This window comes from Pseudomonas sp. KH_040 (genome assembly GCF_057839305.1).
In genome coordinates, this window is record NZ_CM174487.1 from 2103409 (window position 1) to 2124869 (window position 21461).

Below are 21461 nucleotides of genomic sequence, written 5' to 3' on the forward strand. Positions count from 1 at the left end.
GCCGCCATTGGCCCGCATTCTCACTTATTTTCCAGGTCCAGGCCATACAACCGGCCAAGGCTCCCCCGGGCCGCCGGTTTCTGAGCTTTTCCAACACAGTTAGTGGAGAGATCACCTTGGTAGAGTACGTAGTTTCCCTCGATAAGCTCGGCAAACACGATGTTGAGCATGTGGGGGGCAAGAACGCATCCCTGGGCGAGATGATCAGTAACCTGGCAGGCGCCGGTGTTTCGGTCCCCGGCGGCTTCGCCACGACGGCTCAGGCTTATCGTGATTTCCTCGAACTGAGCGGCCTCAACGACCAGATCCACCAGGCCCTCGACGCGCTCGACGTTGATGACGTCAACGCCCTGGCCAAGACCGGCGCGCAGATCCGTCAATGGATCATGGAAGCCGAATTCCCTGAAAAACTGAATGCCGAAATCCGCACCGCGTTTGCCGCGCTGTCGGCCGGCAACCCTGACGTGGCCGTGGCCGTGCGTTCTTCCGCCACCGCCGAAGACTTGCCGGACGCCTCGTTCGCCGGTCAGCAGGAAACCTTCCTGAACATCCGTGGTGTGGAAAACGTTATCCGCGCCGCCAAAGAGGTGTTCGCTTCGCTGTTCAACGACCGTGCGATTTCCTACCGCGTGCACCAGGGCTTCGACCACAAACTGGTCGCCCTGTCGGCTGGCGTGCAGCGCATGGTGCGTTCGGAAACCGGCACTGCCGGCGTGATGTTCACCCTCGATACCGAATCCGGTTTCCGTGACGTGGTGTTCATCACCGGCGCCTACGGCCTGGGCGAAACCGTCGTACAAGGCGCGGTCAACCCGGACGAGTTCTACGTGCACAAGGGCACGCTGGAGGCCGGTCGCCCGGCGATCCTGCGTCGCAACCTGGGCAGCAAAGCCATCAAGATGATCTACGGCGACGAGGCCAAGGCCGGTCGTTCGGTCAAGACCATCGACGTCGACAAGGCTGACCGCGCGCGTTTCTGCCTGTCCGACGCTGAAGTCAGCGAACTGGCCAAGCAAGCGATGATCATCGAGAAGCACTACGGCTGCCCGATGGACATCGAGTGGGCCAAGGACGGTGACGACGGCAAGCTGTACATCGTGCAGGCGCGTCCGGAAACCGTGAAAAGCCGCACCCAGGCCAACGTCATGGAACGTTACCTACTGAAAGAAACCGGCACCGTGCTGGTGGAAGGTCGTGCGATTGGCCAGCGTATCGGCGCCGGTAAAGTGCGCATCATCAAGGACGTCTCCGAGATGGACAAAGTCCAGCCGGGCGACGTGCTGGTTTCCGACATGACCGACCCGGACTGGGAACCGGTGATGAAGCGCGCCAGCGCCATCGTCACAAATCGTGGCGGGCGTACTTGCCACGCAGCGATCATCGCTCGCGAGCTGGGTATTCCTGCTGTGGTTGGTTGCGGCAATGCCACCCAACTGCTGAAGGATGGCCAGGGCGTGACCGTGTCCTGCGCTGAAGGCGACACCGGTTACATCTTCGAAGGCGAACTGGGCTTCGACATCAAGAAGAACTCCGTCGACGCCATGCCGGAGCTGCCGTTCAAGATCATGATGAACGTCGGCAACCCGGATCGTGCCTTCGACTTCGCGCAACTGCCGAACGCCGGTGTCGGCCTGGCTCGTCTTGAGTTCATCATCAACCGCATGATCGGCGTCCACCCGAAAGCGCTGTTGAACTACGACGGTCTGCCGCAGGAAATCAAAGACAGCGTCGACAAGCGTATCGCCGGTTACAACGACCCGGTCGACTTTTACGTCGACAAACTGGTGGAAGGCATCAGCACCCTGGCGGCGGCGTTCACGCCGAAGAAAGTCATCGTGCGCCTGTCGGACTTCAAGTCCAACGAATACGCCAACCTGATCGGCGGCAAGCTGTACGAGCCGGAAGAAGAAAACCCGATGCTGGGCTTCCGTGGCGCTTCGCGTTACATCAGCGAATCGTTCCGTGACTGCTTCGAACTGGAATGCCGTGCGCTGAAACGTGTGCGCAACGAGATGGGCCTGACCAACGTCGAAATCATGGTGCCGTTCGTCCGTACCTTGGGCGAAGCGAGTCAGGTCGTCGATCTGCTCGCCGAAAACGGCTTGAAGCGCGGCGAAAACGGTCTGCGCGTGATCATGATGTGCGAACTGCCATCCAACGCGATCCTTGCTGAAGAATTCCTCGAATTCTTCGACGGCTTCTCGATCGGCTCCAACGACTTGACGCAGTTGACCCTGGGTCTGGACCGCGATTCCGGTATCATCGCGCACCTGTTTGACGAGCGTAATCCGGCGGTCAAGAAGCTTCTGGCCAACGCGATTGCCGCGTGCAACAAGGCCGGCAAGTACATCGGTATCTGCGGTCAGGGTCCTTCGGACCACCCGGATCTGGCCAAGTGGCTGATGGAGCAGGGCATCGAAAGCGTGTCGCTGAACCCGGATACCGTGCTGGAAACCTGGTTCTTCCTCGCCGAAGGTCAGACACCGGCTTAAAGAGTATGTGAACGGCCCGCTCCCACAGGGGGCGGGCCTTGAGATTCAAGTAGGGCGGGCTCCTGTAGATGCCGCCCTTTTTTGTGCAAGAGCATTATGCAAAGCAGCAGCAACTTATTTCCTGTCGCCCTGATCAGCGCCGAACGGCGCGGCGATCTGAGCGAAGACGTGTATCGACTGAAACCCGGCAACAGCCCCGACTGGTCCGTGGAAATCGCTGTGACCCGCTTGGGCATGGCCGATGACACGGCGCCTCGCGGTGTGCCGGTGATTTTGCTGCACGGCAGTTTTTCCAATCGACGCTTCTGGTTTTCACCCAAAGGCCTGGGCCTGGGCGCATATCTGACGCGACTGGGGTTCGACGTTTGGATTCCGGAGATGCGCGGTCACGGCCTGTCGCAGCGCAATGAGGAATACCGACGCAACCGTGTCGCCGACTATGCCCGTTACGATCTGCCGGCGATTGCCGCATTCGTGCGAGAGCAGAGCGGGCAGATTCCGCACTGGATCGGCCATTCGCTGGGCGGCATCACCTTGGCCGCGGCGCTCGGTGGCGAATACCTTGGCGAGCCTGCCGTAGCTTCTGCGGCGTTTTTCGGTACTCAGGTCAGCCGCACCTACTGGCCGCTGAAAATCCCGCCAGTGGAGTGGAGTGGGCGCTTTATTCTCAAGCGCTTCGCGCAACTGTCGGGTTCACGCCTCAAGCGTGGCCCGGAAGATGAGCCGATCGGTCTGGCACTGGAAAGCATGCGCTGGTACGGCTTGTTCGGCCGTTTTGGCGACAAGGACAAGGATTGGTGGGCGGGTCTGGCGGACGTCAAGGTGCCGGTGCTGGCAGTGACGGCGGCGGGGGATCATCAGGATCCGGCCTGGGCCTGTCGCAAACTGTTCGAACAGATCGGCTCCGAGCACAAGCAATTCGTCAATCTGGGGCGCGAACAGGGTTTCACCGATAATTTCGGTCATGTTGAAATGTTGGTGAGCAAAGCGGCGCAGAATGAAGTGTGGCCCTTGGTCGCGCGCTGGTTGAACGATCAGCACACGCCGTTACTGGGCGAGAAGCCTGATCTGGCTGCTGCGGTCTGAGACGGGGCTGGGTAAAGGGCATTTCGTAAAGGTCGGCTTGCGGCTAAGATATGACGAATTGTGCGGTTCTGGTCATATTCGGTGGCAGTTTAGCGATTAAGTTTCAGCGTTTGTTCAGGTTCATTCAGCGAACATTCAATGAGCTAAGGTAAACAGCGACCACCGGAACTCGTCTCTTCAGAACGCGGCATCCTTGATCGTCTTGCTTTTTACAGGAGTTTTTCGATGAACCATTACCTTACGCCTGACCTGTGCGACGCCTATCCGGAGCTGGTGCAGGTGCTGGAACCGATGTTCAGCAACTTCGGCGGCCGTGATTCGTTCGGTGGCGAAATCGTGACCATCAAATGCTTCGAAGACAACTCGCTGGTCAAGGAACAGGCTGAGCTCAAGGGCAACGGCAAAGTGCTGGTGGTCGATGGCGGCGGTTCGCTGCGTCGCGCGCTGCTGGGTGACATGATCGCCGAGAAAGCCGCTAAAAACGGCTGGGAAGGGCTGGTCATCTACGGCTGCATCCGTGACGTCGACGTCATTGCGCAGACCGATCTGGGCGTGCAGGCGTTGGCCAGCCACCCGATGAAAACCGAAAAACGCGGCATTGGTGACCTCAACGTCCCGGTGACTTTCGCCGGTGTGACGTTCCACCCGGGCCACTACATTTATGCGGACAACAACGGCGTGATCGTCTCGCCGAGTCCGCTGCAGATGCCTGAATAAGATTTTCGACAAGGGATGCGGATGTTCGAGGAAGAAAACGCGCAATGGGGGCTGGTGCATGCCCTGGTGCTGGACGGAAAAGGCGGTGCGCGTTCGATAGCCCGGACTGAGCTCGACGATTTGCAGCTGCAGGCCCATGAAAGCCTGTGGCTGCATTGGGATCGCAGCCATCCGCAAACGCAGACCTGGCTGCGCAAATCCAGCGGTCTCAATGAATTCACCTGCGATCTGCTGCTGGAAGAGAACACTCGACCGCGCCTGTTGCCGTTGCCGGATTCCGAGTTGCTGCTGTTTCTGCGTGGGGTCAATCTCAATCCGGGTGCAGAGCCGGAAGACATGGTCTCGGTGCGGATTTTCGCTTCGGCGCAAAGGGTGATTTCCCTGCGTTTGCGCCCATTGCGCGCCACCGATGAGCTGCTGGTGCAATTGGCGGACGGCAAAGGCCCGAAAACCTCGTCTGAACTTATCCTTTATCTAGCGCAGTTCCTCACCAACAAGGTGCAGGATCTGGTCACTTGCCTCTCGGAAATCGCCGATGAGGAAGAAGAAAAGATGGATGCCGACGAACGGTATACCCCCGAGCATGGCGCCATTTTGCACATCCGCCGCCGGGCGGCCGGACTAAAGCGATTTCTTGCGCCGCAGCGGGATATTTTCGGACAACTGACGCGGATAAAACTGCCGTGGTTTGTCGATGACGATGCCGATTACTGGAACGAATTGAACAACAGCCTGACCCGCTATCTCGAAGAACTCGAATTGACCCGAGAGCGCGTGGGGCTTGTGCTGGAGGCTGAAGACCGGCGTTTGAGCGAGCGCATGAATCGCACCATGTACCGTTTCGGCATCATCACCTGCATCTTTTTGCCGATGAGTTTTATCACCGGTCTGCTGGGCATCAACGTCGGCGGAATTCCGTTCTCCAGCAGCCCTTATGGTTTCCTGATCGCCTGCTTGACGGTGCTCGCCCTGGCCTTCGGTCAGTGGTGGTTATTCCGTCGTTTGCGCTGGGTCTGACGATGGCGGATGTGACCCGACCAAATCTGCCCGCGTCTTTCACAGACATCACGAGAGGTGCGTATGCACGATCCGTTTGAACAGTCTTTGCGCGACATGCTCAACGCTTCGCCGTCCAGCCGCGACGACGATGCGTGCCTGGGCCGCGTACTCAAAACCGCCAACCGCCAGGTCGGCGCCGGTGATTTGTTCAGCCTGCTGGGCCGCTGGCTGCCCGCGCTGATGATCGCCCTGAATAACGGCTCGGCCCATGTCTCGCCGGTTTCCCGTCGTAAACCTACCGCTCGCACTGCTGATAAGGCTGATTGAATATGGAACTCGACCTCTGGACTCAGAGCCTCGTCACTGCAATGACTGCGTTGTGGACCAAAGTAGCCAACTTCATCCCGAACCTGTTCGGCGCACTGGTCGTGCTGCTGTTGGGTTTCGTTGTGGCCAAGCTGCTCGATACCTTGCTCTCCAAGCTGCTCGCCAAACTGGGTCTTGATCGCCTGATGGGTGGTACCGGGCTGACCAAGTTGATGTCGCGTGCGGGGCTGCAAGTTCCGATTTCAACGCTGATCGGTAAAATCGTTTACTGGTTCGTTCTGCTGATTTTTCTGGTTTCTGCAGCAGAATCCCTTGGCCTCGAGCGAGTTTCGGCTACGCTGGATATGTTGGCGCTCTATTTGCCGAAAGTATTCGGCGCGGCGCTGGTGTTGCTGGTGGGTGTTTTGCTCGCACAACTGGCCAACGGGCTGGTGCGCGGGGCGGCAGAAGGCGTAGGCCTGGACTACGCTTCGGGGCTTGGGCGAATTGCCCAGGGGCTGGTGATCATCATCAGCATCTCGGTCGCGATCAGTCAGCTTGAGGTCAAGACCGACCTGCTGAACCATGTGATTGTCATCGTTTTGATTACCGTTGGTCTGGCCGTTGCGCTGGCCATGGGTTTGGGAAGCCGGGAAATTGCCGGTCAGATTCTTGCGGGAATCTATGTGCGTGAGTTGTATCAGGTTGGGCAACAAGTGCGTGTTGGCGAGGTCGAAGGCCAGATCGAGGAGATCGGCACGGTTAAAACCACATTGCTGACCGATGAGGGTGAGCTAGTCTCTCTTTCCAATCGGATCCTGCTGGAACAGCATGTGAGTAGCCGCTAATCCGGCAAACCCTGCTAATGTATGCCGCCGCGAAATGCCAGCTGATGCTGGTCGCGGTGGACATTGACCTGACTGTCGGCACGACTTGTTTTGAATAAAGCCCAAACGCTATCCACGCGCTACGACCCCCGCGAGCTCTCTGATGAGGAGTTGGTCGCGCGCTCGCATACCGAGCTGTTTCACGTAACGCGCGCCTATGAAGAACTGATGCGGCGTTACCAGCGAACATTATTTAACGTTTGTGCGAGATATCTTGGGAACGATCGCGACGCAGACGATGTCTGTCAGGAAGTCATGTTGAAGGTGCTGTATGGCCTGAAGAACTTTGAGGGGAAATCGAAGTTCAAAACGTGGCTCTACAGCATCACGTACAACGAATGTATTACGCAGTATCGGAAGGAACGGCGAAAGCGTCGCTTGATGGACGCATTGAGTCTTGACCCCCTCGAGGAAGCGTCCGAAGAAAAGGCGCCGAAACCCGAGGAGAAGGGCGGGCTTGATCGCTGGCTGGTGTATGTGAACCCGATTGACCGTGAAATTCTGGTGCTTCGATTTGTCGCAGAGCTGGAATTTCAGGAGATCGCAGACATCATGCACATGGGTTTGAGTGCGACAAAAATGCGTTACAAACGTGCTCTAGATAAATTGCGTGAGAAATTTGCAGGCATTGCTGAAACTTAGTTCAGCGCAAATATCTCTTACGTGTAGGCAAGTTCTGATAGACTTGCCGCCGAGTTGTCCCCCGGTTTGCGGGACTGCTTCACAATCACCAGATGGGGATTTAACGGATGAAACTGAAAAACACCTTGGGCTTGGCCATTGGTTCTCTGATTGCCGCCACTTCGTTCGGCGCTCTGGCACAAGGCCAAGGCGCAGTTGAAATCGAAGGCTTCGCAAAGAAAGAACAATTCGACAGCGCTCGTAACTTCAAGAACAACGGCAACCTGTTCGGCGGTTCGATCGGTTACTTCCTGACCGACGACGTTGAACTGCGTCTGGGCTACGACGAAGTGCACAACGTACGTTCCGACGACGGTCGTAACATCAAGGGCGCGAACACCGCTCTGGACGCTCTGTACCACTTCAACAACCCAGGCGACATGCTGCGTCCATACGTATCGGCTGGTTTCTCCGATCAGAGCATCGGTCAGAACGGTTCCGGCGGTCGTGACCGCTCCACCTTCGCCAACCTGGGCGCTGGTGCCAAGCTGTACTTCACCGAGAACTTCTACGCCCGTGCTGGCGTTGAAGCTCAGTACAACATCGACCAGGGCGACACCGAGTGGGCTCCTAGCGTTGGTATCGGTGTGAACTTCGGTGGCGGCTCCAAGCCTGCTGCTGCTCCAGTTCCAGCACCAGCTGAAGTCTGCTCCGACAGCGACAACGATGGCGTTTGCGACAACGTTGACAAGTGCCCGGACACCCCAGCCAACGTAACTGTTGACGCTGACGGCTGCCCAGCAGTTGCTGAAGTTGTTCGTGTTGAGCTGGACGTTAAGTTCGACTTCGACAAGTCGGTTGTGAAGCCAAACAGCTACGGCGACATCAAAAACCTGGCTGACTTCATGAAGCAGTACCCATCCACCACCACTACTGTTGAAGGTCACACTGACTCCGTCGGTCCTGACGCTTACAACCAGAAACTGTCCGAGCGTCGTGCAAACGCCGTTAAGCAAGTTCTGACCAACCAGTACGGTGTTGAATCGTCCCGCGTTCAGTCTGTTGGCTACGGCGAATCCCGCCCAGTTGCTGACAACAAAACTGAAGCTGGCCGCGCTGTAAACCGTCGCGTAGAAGCGCAGGTTGAAGCTCAAGCTAAGTAATTAGCTGCCGCTCTGAGAAAAGCCCGGCTTAGGCCGGGCTTTTCTTTGTCTGCGATTTGGCTTTGCAGTTTTAAAAGATCGCAGCCTTCGGCAGCTCCTACATGAAATCTGCATACGTCCTGTAGGAGCTGCCGCAGGCTGCGATCTTTTGCTCTTCAACAATGGCTGCCACCGCACCAATTACCAAAATCGCCGGGCTTTTCAGCCCAAACCTGAACGCATCAGCACTCATGCTCGCCAGATCACTCCGGCATTCGCGCTGCTCTGGCAACGACGCATTCTCGATCATCGCCACCGGCGTATCCGCTGCCATCCCGCCCGCCAGCAACTGATCGCGAATCTCGCCCAGCTTGGCCACGCCCATATAAACCACCAGCGTTGTGCCGCCCTGCGCCAGTGCCTGCCAGTTCAACTGGCTGTCATCCTGAGTATGCGCAGTCACCAGCGTCACCCCGCGTGCGACCCCACGCAACGTCAGCGGAATATCGCACTGCGTCGCCCCGGCCAGCCCGGCGGTGATGCCATTGACCAACTCCACCTCGACGCCACGCTCACGCAGCCAATGCGCCTCTTCACCCCCTCGACCGAAAATGCACGGATCGCCACCCTTGAGCCGCACCACACACTTGCCGTGGCGGGCATAGCGCAGCATCAGTCGATGAATGAACGCTTGCGGTGTCGAGCGGCAACCACCGCGTTTACCCACGGCAATGATGCGCGCATCAGGGCAGTGCTCCAGCACCGCCTCGTTGACCAGATCATCGATCAGCACCACGTCGGCCTCGCGCAGAGCGCGCACCGCTTTGAGGGTCAGCAGTTCCGGATCGCCGGGGCCGGCGCCTACCAGCCAGACTTTTGCATTCATGCTGCTTTCCTCATCAGACGATGGCGACCGGCTGCAACTCGGCAGCCAGCAAACGCTTTATTTCCGGGACGCACGAACCGCATTGCGTGCCGCAACCCAAATTGCTTTTCAAGCCTTGCAGATCCAGCCCTTGGCGAATACCGGCGCAGACCGCGTTGAGGCTGACGTTGTTGCAGTTGCACAGGGTCTTATCCGCAGCGATCTGCGCCCCGGCACTGCCCGGCGGCGCACTCATCGGTGCCAGCAACCAACGCCGCAGTTGTTCGTCGGCACGGCCTTCCAGCCACAACCCTTGCAGCCAATGCCGGGCGAGGGTTTCGCCGGCCAGGCGAATCGCGGTGATTCGGCCGTTTTCAATACGCACGCGCTTGCCAATGGCCCGGCGCGGATCGTCATAGGCCAAAACCGGACCGTCGATCAGCGACAGGCATCGGTCGATTTCACTGAGCAATTGCGCATCCGGTGCCTCGCTGCTGGCAGCGCGTATCAGCAATGCCGATCGTTCACGTCCGACAAGGCTGAGGCTAACGTAGGAAAATGCCTCACAGAGCGGTCGTAGCGTCTCGAAGTGCCGTTGAACATCACCTTCGATCAGTGCGAAAAGCTGCCACGGCAGATTGACCGGTTCCAGGCGCACGCCGCTGTGTTTGAGTTCCGGTTGTTTCGACAAAGGATCGAAGGCCGGCAGGGTCAGGCTGTTCACGCCGCCCTTGAGGAAGCGATCGCCCCAGTGCATCGGTAGAAACGCTTGTCCCGGACGTACGCTGTCATCACTAGCGACCGCAACAATTACCGCGCCGCGACGACTTTTCAGATTGACCAGATCGCCCGGCTGCAAACGATGCCGGCGCATTTCGTCTGGATGCAGGCTCAACACCGCTTCGTTGACATGCCCGAACAGTTGCGCCGCCGTACCGGTGCGGCTCATACCGTGCCATTGATCACGCAAGCGGCCAGTGATCAACGTCAGTGGAAAGCGTGCATCGCGTTGTTCTTTGGCGGCACGATACGGGTCGGCGATGAATTGCGCGCGCTCGTTGGCGGTTGGGAAAATCCCGTCTTCGTACAGTCGTGGCGTTCCTCGCCGCGCTCCGACAGGGAAGGGCCATTGCTGCGGTCCGATCTCGTCGATCAGCGCGTGACTGATCCCGGACATATCCAGATCCCGCCCACGCGTCAGCCCTTTGAACTCATCGAACAGTTGTGCAGGTTGGGTGAAAGTAAACAGGCTCGATGCAGAGGGGCGCAGACGTTTCTCCAGACGCTGCGCGAAATCTACCGTAATCGCCCAATCCGGCCGCGCCTCACCCGGTGGGAGAATGGCTTTGCGCACGTGGGAAATGCGTCGCTCGGAATTGGTCACCGAACCTTCTTTCTCGCCCCAACTGGCGGCGGGCAGCAGCAGATCGGCGAATGCTGCGGTTTCAGTCGTGCGAAAGGCTTCTTGCAGAACCACAAACGGGCAAGCTTCCAGCGCCGCGCGCACCGCACTCTGATCCGGCATCGATTGCGCAGGGTTGGTGCAGGCAATCCACAACGCCTTGATCTTGCCGCTGCGCACTTGCTCGAACAGTTCGATGGCGCTGAGACCAGTGCTTTCCGGCAACCGATCAACGCCCCAATAAGCCGCCACTTCAGCGCGGTGTTCAGGGTTGGCCGCGTCTCGATGGCCCGGCAACAGATTCGACAAACTACCGGTTTCGCGCCCGCCCATGGCATTCGGCTGACCGGTGAGGGAGAAAGGTCCTGCACCCGGACGACCGATTTGCCCGGTGGCCAAGTGCAGATTGATCAACGCGCTGTTTTTTGCGCTACCGGCCGTGGACTGGTTCAAACCCATGCACCACAACGACAGAAAACTCGGCGAAGTGCCAACCCATTCGGCGCATTGCTGCAGTTGCTCGACGCTGATGCCGCATAACTGTGAAACCATTTGCGGGGTGTAATCGCGCACCAGATTCTTCAATTCGGCGAGGCCATCGGTGTGCGCCTTGACGAAGTCGCGATCAATCCAGTCTTCCCACAACAGCAGGTGCAAAATCCCATGGAATAAAGCGACATCGGTACCGGGCAGAATCGCCAGGTGCAGATCGGCGAGGTCGCAGGTGTCGGTGCGTCGTGGATCAATGACGATGACTTTCATCTGCGGGCGGCGGGATTTTGCTTCCTCCAGCCGACGGAAAAGTACTGGATGGGCGTAGGCCATGTTACTGCCGACGATCATCACGCAATCGCTGAGCTCCAGGTCCTCATAGCTGCACGGCGGGGCGTCGGCGCCGAGGCTGCGCTTGTAGCCGACCACGGCTGAAGACATGCACAGGCGTGAATTGCTGTCGATGTTGTTGGTGCCAACCAACGCCCGCGCCAGTTTGTTGAAGGCGTAGTAGTCCTCGGTCAGCAACTGTCCGGAGATATAGAACGCGACGCTGTCCGGGCCGTGTTCGGCGATGGTTTCGGCGAACACGTTGGCGGCATGTTCCAGCGCAGTGTCCCAATCCGTGCGGCTGCGCGCCAGGCCTTTGCCCAAACGCAGTTCCGGGTACAGCGCGCGGGCCGCGAGGTCGCCGGTCAGGTGCAGGGTCGAGCCTTTGCTGCACAGTTTGCCGAAGTTGGCCGGGTGCGTCGGATCGCCGCTGACGCCGAGGATGCGCTCGCCGTCATGCTCGATCAGCACGCCGCAGCCGACCCCGCAATAACAGCAGGTCGAGGCGGTCGTCTGGCGGTTCATCAGATGGCGTCCCGCAGAGCCAACTGCACCCGACCATTCTCGACCCGCGCTGGGTGATGGTGCGCGCAACCGATGTCCGGCGCCTGCGCCTCGCCGGATTGCAGGTCGATCTGCCAATTGTGCAGCGGACAGGCCACGCGTTTTCCGTAGATCAAACCTTGTGACAACGGCCCACCCTTGTGTGGGCAGCGGTCGTCGAGGGCGAAAACTTCGTCGTCGCTCGTACGAAAAATCGCAATGTCACCTTTCGGCCCGGCAATGATTCGCGAACCGAGGGTATTGATCTCGTCGAGGGCACAGATATCCAGCCAGTTCATGCCGGCACCTCCAGGTTTTTCACTGAAATTACGTCGAATTCTTTCTTCAGTTGCGGCTGCGCCAGACGTTCTTTCCACGGATCCTGTTCGAACGACAGGGAGAATTGCAGGCGTTCGTTCAGCGCTTTGCGGCGCTCCGGGTCTTCCAGCACGGCTTTCTTGATGTGTTCCATGCCGACCCGTTGCAGGTAGTGCACGGTGCGCTCGAGGTAGAAGGCTTCTTCGCGATACAGCTGCAAGAAGGCACCGTTGTATTCGCGCACTTCTTCGGCGGTTTTCAGCTTGACGAAGAATTCGGCGACTTCGGTTTTGATCCCGCCGTTACCGCCGATGTACATCTCCCAACCGGAGTCGACGCCGATGATTCCTACGTCTTTGATCCCCGCTTCCGAGCAGTTGCGTGGGCATCCGGAGACAGCCAGTTTCACTTTATGCGGCGACCACATGTTGAACAGGTCGTGCTCAAGCTCGATGCCCAGTTGTGTCGAGTTTTGCGTGCCGAAGCGGCAGAACTCGCTGCCGACGCAGGTTTTCACCGTGCGGATGGATTTGCCGTAGGCATGCCCGGACGGCATGTCGAGGTCTTTCCACACGCCCGGCAGATCCTGCTTCTTGATGCCGAGCAAATCGATACGCTGGCCGCCGGTGACCTTGACCATCGGCACCTGATACTTGTCAGCCACATCGGCAATCCGCCGCAGTTCCGAAGGATTGGTCACGCCGCCCCACATCCGTGGCACCACCGAGTAAGTGCCGTCCTTCTGGATGTTGGCGTGTGCACGTTCGTTGATCAGGCGCGATTGCGGATCGTCCTTGGCTTCGCCGGGCCAGGTGGAAATCAGGTAATAGTTGAGAGCCGGGCGGCACGTTGCGCAACCGTTCGGCGTGCGCCAGTTGAGGTAGTTCATGGTGCCGGCGATGGTCAGCAGATGCTGCTCGCGAATGGCTTGGCGGATCTGTCCGTGGTTGAGGTCGCTGCAACCGCAGATGGCTTTTTCGCTTTTCGGTTTGACATCCGCTGCGCCGCCGACGGTGTTGATCAGGATCTGCTCGACCAGTCCGGCGCAGGAGCCGCAGGAGCTGGCCGCTTTGGTGTGTTTCTTCACCTCATCGACGCTGAACAGGCCGTGTTCCTGAATGGCTTTGACGATAGTGCCTTTGCACACACCGTTGCAGCCGCAGACTTCGGCGGTGTCGGCCATGACCATGGCTTTGTCCTGGCCCTGATGTCCTACGTCACCCAAAGCGTTTTCGCCAAACATCAGGTGATCGCGGATCTCGCCGATGGCGTGATTCTCACGAATCTGGCGGAAATACCAACCGCCATCTGCCGTATCGCCGTACAGACAGGCGCCGACCAGCACGTCATCCTTGATCACCAGTTTTTTGTACACGCCGCCGATCGGGTCGGAGAGGGTGATGGTTTCCGTACCTTCGCCGCCCATGAAGTCGCCAGCGGAAAACAGGTCGATGCCGGTGACTTTGAGTTTGGTCGAGGTCACCGAACCCTGATAACGGGCGAAGCCCAGTTGTGCGAGGTGGTTGGCGCAAACCTTGGCCTGCTCGAACAGTGGCGCGACCAGACCGTAGGCAATGCCACGGTGGCTCGCGCACTCGCCGATGGCGTAGATGCGTGGGTCGTAAGTTTGCAGGGTGTCGTTGACCAGGATCCCGCGATTGCACGGGATGCCGGCCTTTTCCGCGAGTTCGGTGTTGGGGCGAATACCGGCGGCCATCACCACCAGGTCGGCGGGGATAATGTCGCCGTTCTTGAATTGCACCGAGCCGACCCGGCCATTGCCGGCGTCATGCAAGGCCTGAGTCTGTTCGCACAGACGGAAATGCAAGCCACGGGATTCAAGGGCGCTTTGCAGCAGTTGACCGCTGGTTTTATCGAGTTGGCGTTCCAGCAACCATTCGCCGATGTGCACCACGGTGACGTGCATGCCGCGCAACATCAGGCCATTGGCGGCTTCGAGGCCGAGCAGGCCACCGCCGATGACCACCGCGTGTTTGTGGGTTTTCGCGGTGTCGATCATCGCCTGGGTGTCGGCAATGTCGCGATAGCCGATCACGCCGTGCAGGGTGTTGCCGGGGATCGGCAAGATGAACGGTGTCGAGCCAGTGGCGATCAGCAGGCGATCGTATTCGGCTTCGGTGCCGTCCTCGGCGATCACCCGGCGTTTGACCCGGTCCATCTCCACCACTTTGCGGTTGAGCAACAACTTGATGTTGTTTTCCAGGTACCAGTCGAGGTCGTTGAGCACGATCTCCTCGAAGGTCTGCTCACCGGCCAGCACCGGCGAGAGCAGGATGCGATTGTAGTTGGTGTGTGGTTCGGCGCCGAAGACGGTGATGTCGTACAGTTCATTGCTCAGCTTGAGCAATTCTTCGAGGGTGCGGACCCCGGCCATGCCATTGCCGATCATCACCAGTTTGAGTTTTTTCATCAGGTTCTCCGGGAGCTGCGGCTGGCCTCTTGTGGGCAGTCAGGCCTTGCTCGACAAATTTTGCGCAAACAAAAAAAGGCGTCCCGCTAGTTGCCTAGCGAGGACGCCTTTGTCCTGGTCCCGTTCTCTCGGGAAGCGCAGCCTTCGTCGTTGAAGGTTGGGCTTTATGTGTGTGCTGAGTGGGCTAATGCAGTGGTTGTGCCAAGTGGGAACAGTGGCGGGTTTATTGGGGTTTGGCAGGTTCTGAGGGTGATTTTTTGCACTGAATCGAGGCGGATTGCTCGTTCGTGGGGCGCTCAGGTAGATGGATTTGTGGTGATTGGGCTGACGTCATCGCGAGCAGGCTCACTCCTACAGTGGAACGCGTTTCCAATTGTAGGAGTGAGCCTGCTCGCGATGGCCGCGACGCGGTGTCAGTGATGAAACAACAAAACCAGAAGCACCAGATTCCCGAGCAACGCCAGCAATGCCATCGTCCGCCAGACCTTCAGCGGCTCCCGCTCCAATAACGGTCGAGGCCGCACACTCAAACTCTGCCGCTCGCCCTGTTCCAGCACCAACAACCACTCTTCAGCCGTTTCAAACCGTTGTTGCGGATCCGCCGCCACGCCACGCTGCAGACTCTGCGCCAACCATTCCGGCAGATCAGGCCGATAGCGACTGGCAATCACCGGCAGACCAAATCGCGGCCGTTGAAACGCTTCAATCTCGCCATAAGGAAAATGCCCGGTAAGCAGGAAATACAGGGTCACGCCGACTGCATACAAATCCTGCTGCGCACTCGGCGGATCACCGCGAAACGCTTCCGGGGCGATGTAACTTGGGGTTCCGGGCAGCGTTGACGGCGCGTCTTCGGACAAGCCCGGGCAATACGCCAAGCCAAAATCCAGCAGGCGTAACTCGCCGTCGTCACCCCAATGCAGGTTTTCCGGTTTGATGTCCCGGTGCAGAATCTGCCGCCGATGCAAAAGCCCCACCGCGCGCAGCAGGCGCTCGGCGATATCCTGCCATTGCGCCAGCGGCAATGGGCCGGACTGCTGAAACAGCTGAGCCAGCGTTGTCCCGGAATATTCGCGCATCACGTAGTACAAATGCTGACGCTGCTGGCAGGCATGGACTTCAGGAAAGTGCCGGCCGGCCACGCGTTTGAGGAACCATTCCTCGGACAGCAGCGCTTGCCCGGCGCGAGGATCATCGCTGGAGCGCGACGGCAGGGTTTTCAACAGCCATGCCTGGCCTTGTCCATCGACAACCCGATACAGCAGCGATTGCTGCCTCTGAGCGACAATCCCCTGAACCTGCCAGCCTTCGAAGGATTGGCCAGGTTTCAGCGGCGGCGGCAGGGGCCATTGCTGCAAATGAATCAATGCATCGCCGATATTCGCTTCACCCAGTGCATCGACGCGCACCAGCAATGCACTGGCATTGTCCTGACTCCCCGCCAGATGCGCGGCATTGACCAGCGTCTGCGCGGCGCTGTGCAGATCCGGTTGATCACGCAGAATCGCGGCAATCGCGGTATCGCCCAGCGTCGACCAGACTCCGTCACTGAGCAGCACAAAGCTTTCACCGTCACGCAGTTCACCGTCGAGGAAATCCAGCACCAGATGCTGATCCAGCCCCAATGCACGCTTGAGCACATGCTGCATGCCTGGCTGCTCCCAGACATGATCCTCCGAGATCCGCTGCAAACTATCGTCGTGCCAGCGATACACCCGGCAATCGCCGACGTGGGCGAGGGTAAAACGCCGACCGCGCATGACCAAAGCACTGACCGTGGTGAGCAACGGTTGCCCACCACCGTTGGCCTGCAACCAGCGATTTTGCGCGAGCAGCAGTCGGTCCAGTGCCTGCGCCACGCTCCAGGTTTCCGGTGTGGCGTAGTAGTCGAGCGCCAGCGCCTGCAAGGTCGAACGCGCAGCCAGTCCGCCATCGGCACACTGGCTGACGCCATCAGCGATAGCGAACAGATAACCCTTGCTCGCCGCCAGCGCCGGAGCGGGCGTGACCAAGCGCAAAGCGTCCTGATTCTCCGCACGCGGGCCAGTAGCGCTGGCTTCGGCAAAACTCAGTTGCAGGGCCATCGACGCCTCAGACCCGCGCCGCCGTTACGGCTGCCGAACCCCAGGTGGTTCTCCAGCGACGCTTGACGCCGTGCAGGCCAAACCACGCCAACACGCCGAGGCTGGCGAACAACCACAGGGCCAGTTGATAGCTGCCGGTGCTCTGTTTGATCGCACCCATGCCGGCGGCCAAGGCGAAACCGCCGATGCCGCCGGCCATGCCGATCAGCCCGGTCATGACGCCGATCTCCAAGCGAAAACGCTGCGGCACCAGTTGGAACACCGCACCGTTGCCTGCCCCTAAACCGAGCATGGTGCAGACGAAAAGTGCCAGCGCCGCGTAGGAACTCGGCAGGTTGAAACCGACCGCGGCGATGCAGACGGCGGCGACGGTGTACATCGCCAGCAGTGTGCGGATACCGCCAAAGCGATCAGCCAGTGCGCCACCCAGCGGTCGCATCAAACTGCCGCCGAACACGCAGGCGGCGGTGTAGTAACCGGCCGTCACCGGACTCAGACCGTATTGATCGTTGAAATAGCCGGGCAGGGCGCTGGCCAGACCGATGAAGCCGCCGAAGGTCACGCTGTAGAAAAACATGAACCACCAGCTATCGCGGTCGCCCAAGGCTTTGAAGTAGTCAGCCATGGCTTTGGCTTTCGGCCGCTCAGGGGCGTTTTTTGCCAGCCAGGCGAACAATACCAACGTCAGGATCAACGGAATCAACGCGAAGCCGAAGACATTGCTCCAGCCGAACGCAGCCGCCAGTACCGGAGCGAGCAGTGCGGCAAACACGGTGCCCGAGTTGCCCGCACCGGCGATGCCCATGGCTTTGCCCTGATGCTGCGGCGGGTACCACTGCGACGCCAGTGGCAGAGCGACGGCAAACGATGCGCCAGCCATGCCGAGGAACAGGCCGAGTATCAGCGCCTGTTCATAACTGTGGATGCCGAGTTTCCAGGCGCCGAACAGTGCGCAGATCACGATGACCTGGCCGATCAGCCCGGCGGTTTTCGGCGACAGCCGATCGGCGAGCATGCCCATCACAAAGCGCAGCACCGCGCCAGCGAGGATCGGCGTGGCGACGACGAGGCCACGTTGTTGTGTGGTCAGGTGCAGGTCGGCGGCAATCTGCACCGCCAGCGGGCCGAGCAGGTACCAGACCATGAAACTCAGGTCGAAATAGAGGAAGGCCGCGAACAGGGTCGGGGTGTGGCCGGATTTCCAGAAGCTTGAATTCATCGCGCACCTCAGCTGAAAAGAGTCTCGAAAGGAGTCATGCAACAGCAGGTGGGGCGCCGCCACGGCCGCACCACCGACCCCGGGCTGTGGGGCCAAAACGCAAAAACGCCGCTACCTGATGCGCCGGTTGGGGCGAACGGGTGAGCGACGTCTTTGTCGTGGGTGGGGCAACCGCCGTTGGTTACCTGTGCGTTTTACTTAGCGAGATTTGTGCCAACAGGCGGAAAATCAAAAGCCCCTCACCCTAGCCCTCCCGAAACGTCGGACCGCCCAGAGGGAGAGGGGACTGATTGGGGGATGCTCGAGAAGTACGCCGACCTGTGATTTTCTGCTGTGAATCCATAATCGACTCGGTCTTTCAGGTCGATGTTTGACGCCAGACACCTAGGTCAGTCCCCTCTCCCTATGGGCGGTCCGACGTTTCGGGAGGGCTAGGGTGAGGGGCTTTTCAAGCGTTCAGTACTTTCAGCCAAGCAACTCACTCATGGCAATAATCTGCTCCGCCACCTGAATCAGCTTTTGCTGCCGGCTCATCGCCTGGCGCCGCATCAGGGTGTAAGCCTCTTCCTCATTGCAATCCTTCATCTTCATCAGCAACCCCTTGGCCAGTTCGATGCGCTTACGCTCAGCCAGTTGCTGATCACGCGCCTGCAACTGCGCCCGCAACGCCTGATCACTCTCGAAGCGCGCCATTGCTACATCGAGAATCGGCTGCAGACGCTGTGCATGAATGCCTTCAACGATGTAGGCGCTGACCCCGGACTTGATTGCCTGGCGCATCACCCCCGGATCATGCTCATCGGTAAACATCACAATTGGCCGTGGCTGGTCGCGGCTGACCAGCACGACTTGCTCCATGACATCGCGGCTCGGTGACTCGGTATCGATCAGAATCACGTCCGGGCGCACCGTTTCGACGCGCGCGGGCAGGTCGATGGTCAGGCCGGACTCGTCGATGACCTCGAAACCGGCTTCAGTCAGCGCGGCTTTCAGGCGACCGACTTTTTTCGCCGTGTCATTGATCAGCAGAATGCGCAACATGTTCGCGGTCTCCTGTCAGCGGCGGGCGAGAAGGGGAGCGTCGTCGTTCAACGCGTGCAGCTTGAAGCTGCGCGCGTAAGCGGCCGGGTCACTACCATCCCAGATTTTGCCGTCGAGCAACTGACTGCTGCGCATGTCGGTGCCCCACGCGGCGACGCCGACAGCGGTGGCGGCGTCGCGGTAGATATCCAGTTGCTGAACCTGGCGGGCGACGGCGAGGTAATCCGGATCTTCGCGCAGCAGGCCCCAGCGGCGGAACTGGGTCATGAACCACATACCGTCCGACAAATAAGGCAGATTCACCTCGCCGTTACCGTGAAAACGCAGCGCGTGCGGATCCTGCCAGCGATTGCCAAGGCCATCGGCATAGTCACCGAGAAAACGCGGCTCAATGCACGAAAGCGGAGCGTCCAGATATTCCGGCGCGCTGAGCAACTGCGCGGTGCTGCGGCGGTTTTCCGGACTTTCTTCGATAAAGCGACTGGCTTCAAGGATCGCCATCACCAGCGCCCGTGCCGTGTTCGGATACTGCTCGACAAATTCACGGGTGCAGCCAAGGACTTTTTCCGGGTGATCGGGCCAGATGGTCTGGCTGGTCGCCAGGGTAAAACCGAGATCCTGCTGCACCGCGCTGGCGGCCCAAGGCTCGCCGACGCAAAAACCATCGATGCGTCCGGCTTGCAGATGCGCAACCATTTGCGGCGGCGGCACCACCACGCTGTCGACATCCTGTAACGGATGAATGCCCTGACTCGCCAGCCAGTAATACAGCCACATCGCATGAGTGCCAGTGGGAAACGTCTGGGCGAAGGTGAGTTTTGCGCGGCTTTGGTGCACGTGGCGGTCCAGCGCTTCAGGACTGGTCACACCAATGTTCTGCAGGCCGTGGGACAGGTTGAGACTTTGACCGTTTTGGTTCAGCCCCATCAACACCGCCATGTCGCTCGACGCCCCACCGCCAATGCCCAGATGCACGGCGTAGATCAGACCGTACAGACTGTGGGCAGCATCCAGTTCACCGCTGACCAGTTTGTCGCGCAGGTTGGCCCAGGAGCTTTGGCGCTTGAGATTCAGGGTCAGCCCGTAAGGCTGGGCAAAGCCTTGTGTGGCAGCAACGACAACCGATGCGCAGTCGCTCAACGCCATGAAACCGAGGTTGATTGCAGTCTTTTCCGGAGCATCGCTGCCATTGACCCAGGCCAGTGGCCCTACCGAAGGTTCATTCATACACCGCCACCTCGAAAAAAAACGCCGCCGCGGACTTTGCGCAGGCAAAACCCGGGACGACGCCATTGTCCTTGCCCGCCTGCCGTCATTGGCCTGCGCGCTGATAGTCAAGGAGGGTGCAAGGCATATGCCACTGCCAGTGATTTGCGCGTGCGCCTCGCGCGGCAGGTCGATGCCCGGCTATAATCGCCGCCTCTTTTCGCCGCCCGAGTCATTGCCGCCCATGTATTCCCTGGCCCGTCAGCTGTTGTTCAAACTTTCCCCGGAAACCTCCCACGATCTGTCGCTGGATCTGATCGGCGCGGGTGGGCGTTTGGGCCTCAACGGCTTGCTGTGCAAGGCGCCGGCGAAGAAACCGGTGACGGTCATGGGCCTCGAGTTTCCGAACCCGGTAGGTCTGGCGGCCGGTCTGGACAAGAATGGCGCGGCCATCGACGGTTTCGCACAGCTGGGTTTCGGTTTTGTTGAAATCGGCACCGTGACCCCGCGTCCGCAGCCGGGCAACCCGAAACCACGGATTTTCCGCTTGCCGGAAGCCGAGGCGATCATCAACCGCATGGGTTTCAACAACCTCGGTGTCGATAACCTGCTGGCGCGTGTGGCCGCAGCGAAATACAAAGGCGTGCTGGGCATCAATATCGGCAAGAACTTCGATACCCCGGTTGAACGCGCGGTCGACGACTACCTGATCTGCCTGGACAAGGTTTATGCCCACGCCAGCTACGTCACGGTCAACGTCAGCTCGCCGAACACCCCGGGCCTGCGCAGCCTGCAGTTCGGCGATTCGCTCAAGCAATTGCTCGCGGATCTGGCCACGCGCCGTGCCGAACTGGCCCTGCGTCACGGCAAGCATGTGCCGCTGGCGATCAAGATCGCGCCGGACATGACCGATGAAGAAACCGCGCAGGTCGCCCAGGCGTTAATCGAAACCGGCATGGACGCGGTAATCGCGACCAACACCACCCTCAGCCGTGTTGGCGTTGAGGGCATGGAGCATGGCGACGAGGCGGGCGGGTTGTCCGGTGCGCCGGTGCGTGAGAAGAGCACCAATACCGTGAAGGTGCTGGCCAGTGAATTGGCGGGGCGGTTGCCGATCATTGCGGCTGGCGGGATTACCGAAGGCAAGCATGCGGCGGAGAAGATTCTCGCCGGTGCGAGCCTGGTGCAGATCTACTCCGGCTTCATCTATAAAGGCCCGGCGCTGATCCGTGAATCCGTAGACGCGATCGCCGCCTTGCGCTGATCCATAGACACCACTG

17 protein-coding genes are annotated in these 21461 nt (G+C 59.5%); 9 read left to right on the forward strand and 8 right to left on the reverse strand.

What is annotated here, in order from left to right; genetic code table 11:
* Positions 1 to 116 precede the first annotated feature (116 nt).
* The 8 genes from ppsA (at position 117) to AC3IUF_RS09515 (ending at position 8271) form a co-directional block, all read left to right on the forward strand.
* On the forward strand, positions 117 to 2492 hold the full coding sequence (gene ppsA / locus AC3IUF_RS09480; RefSeq protein WP_007916410.1) for a phosphoenolpyruvate synthase: 2376 nt from the start codon (positions 117 to 119) through the stop codon (positions 2490 to 2492).
* Positions 2493 to 2588: 96 nt separating this feature from the next.
* Positions 2589 to 3578 (forward strand): alpha/beta fold hydrolase, encoded by a 990-nt coding sequence (locus AC3IUF_RS09485; protein ID WP_095111821.1) that lies wholly within the window; start codon positions 2589 to 2591, stop codon positions 3576 to 3578.
* 225 nt (positions 3579 to 3803) lie between these two features.
* The gene (gene rraA / locus AC3IUF_RS09490) at positions 3804 to 4295 is read left to right on the forward strand and encodes a ribonuclease E activity regulator RraA (protein ID WP_047599043.1); all 492 of its coding nucleotides are present in this window, start codon (positions 3804 to 3806) and stop codon (positions 4293 to 4295) included.
* A gap of 21 nt (positions 4296 to 4316) precedes the next feature.
* On the forward strand, positions 4317 to 5312 hold the full coding sequence (locus tag AC3IUF_RS09495) for a zinc transporter ZntB (RefSeq protein WP_007916404.1): 996 nt from the start codon (positions 4317 to 4319) through the stop codon (positions 5310 to 5312).
* A 63-nt stretch (positions 5313 to 5375) separates the two neighbouring features.
* Positions 5376 to 5621: a hypothetical protein gene (locus AC3IUF_RS09500; protein ID WP_007916402.1), complete on the forward strand. Its 246-nt coding sequence runs from the start codon at positions 5376 to 5378 to the stop codon at positions 5619 to 5621.
* A gap of 2 nt (positions 5622 to 5623) precedes the next feature.
* Positions 5624 to 6448, forward strand: a complete 825-nt coding sequence (locus AC3IUF_RS09505; RefSeq protein WP_007916401.1) for a mechanosensitive ion channel family protein — start codon at positions 5624 to 5626, stop codon at positions 6446 to 6448.
* 90 nt (positions 6449 to 6538) lie between these two features.
* The gene (gene sigX, locus AC3IUF_RS09510; RefSeq protein WP_011333251.1) at positions 6539 to 7129 is read left to right on the forward strand and encodes an RNA polymerase sigma factor SigX; all 591 of its coding nucleotides are present in this window, start codon (positions 6539 to 6541) and stop codon (positions 7127 to 7129) included.
* A gap of 107 nt (positions 7130 to 7236) precedes the next feature.
* Positions 7237 to 8271 (forward strand): OmpA family protein, encoded by a 1035-nt coding sequence (locus AC3IUF_RS09515; protein ID WP_016985589.1) that lies wholly within the window; start codon positions 7237 to 7239, stop codon positions 8269 to 8271.
* 97 nt (positions 8272 to 8368) lie between these two features.
* Here AC3IUF_RS09515 and cobA read toward each other — a convergent pair whose 3' ends face one another.
* From cobA to AC3IUF_RS09555, 8 genes are all read right to left on the reverse strand, one after another.
* A complete protein-coding gene (gene cobA, locus AC3IUF_RS09520) occupies positions 8369 to 9136 on the reverse strand; it encodes a uroporphyrinogen-III C-methyltransferase (protein ID WP_007916397.1) in 768 nt (255 codons plus the stop codon).
* 13 nt (positions 9137 to 9149) lie between these two features.
* A complete protein-coding gene (locus AC3IUF_RS09525; protein ID WP_489280915.1) occupies positions 9150 to 11864 on the reverse strand; it encodes a nitrate reductase in 2715 nt (904 codons plus the stop codon).
* Positions 11864 to 12181, reverse strand: a complete 318-nt coding sequence (gene nirD / locus AC3IUF_RS09530; protein ID WP_095111819.1) for a nitrite reductase small subunit NirD — start codon at positions 12179 to 12181, stop codon at positions 11864 to 11866. The genes AC3IUF_RS09525 and nirD overlap by 1 nt, the downstream gene beginning before the upstream one ends.
* A complete protein-coding gene (nirB, locus tag AC3IUF_RS09535) occupies positions 12178 to 14631 on the reverse strand; it encodes a nitrite reductase large subunit NirB (RefSeq protein ID WP_489280916.1) in 2454 nt (817 codons plus the stop codon). Before nirB ends, nirD begins: the two co-directional genes overlap by 4 nt.
* A gap of 413 nt (positions 14632 to 15044) precedes the next feature.
* Positions 15045 to 16715: a bifunctional protein-serine/threonine kinase/phosphatase gene (locus AC3IUF_RS09540; RefSeq protein WP_489280917.1), complete on the reverse strand. Its 1671-nt coding sequence runs from the start codon at positions 16713 to 16715 to the stop codon at positions 15045 to 15047.
* A gap of 7 nt (positions 16716 to 16722) precedes the next feature.
* Complete coding sequence (locus tag AC3IUF_RS09545; RefSeq protein ID WP_007916391.1) at positions 16723 to 17934, reverse strand: nitrate/nitrite transporter; 1212 nt, start codon at positions 17932 to 17934, stop codon at positions 16723 to 16725.
* A 465-nt stretch (positions 17935 to 18399) separates the two neighbouring features.
* On the reverse strand, positions 18400 to 18975 hold the full coding sequence (locus AC3IUF_RS09550; protein WP_007916390.1) for an ANTAR domain-containing response regulator: 576 nt from the start codon (positions 18973 to 18975) through the stop codon (positions 18400 to 18402).
* Between the two features lie 15 nt (positions 18976 to 18990).
* Positions 18991 to 20202, reverse strand: coding sequence for a CmpA/NrtA family ABC transporter substrate-binding protein (locus AC3IUF_RS09555; protein WP_007916383.1), 1212 nt, complete (start codon positions 20200 to 20202; stop codon positions 18991 to 18993).
* A gap of 223 nt (positions 20203 to 20425) precedes the next feature.
* Here AC3IUF_RS09555 and AC3IUF_RS09560 point away from each other — a divergent pair, with 223 nt between their 5' ends.
* Positions 20426 to 21445, forward strand: a complete 1020-nt coding sequence (locus AC3IUF_RS09560; RefSeq protein ID WP_007916374.1) for a quinone-dependent dihydroorotate dehydrogenase — start codon at positions 20426 to 20428, stop codon at positions 21443 to 21445.
* Positions 21446 to 21461 lie beyond the last annotated feature (16 nt).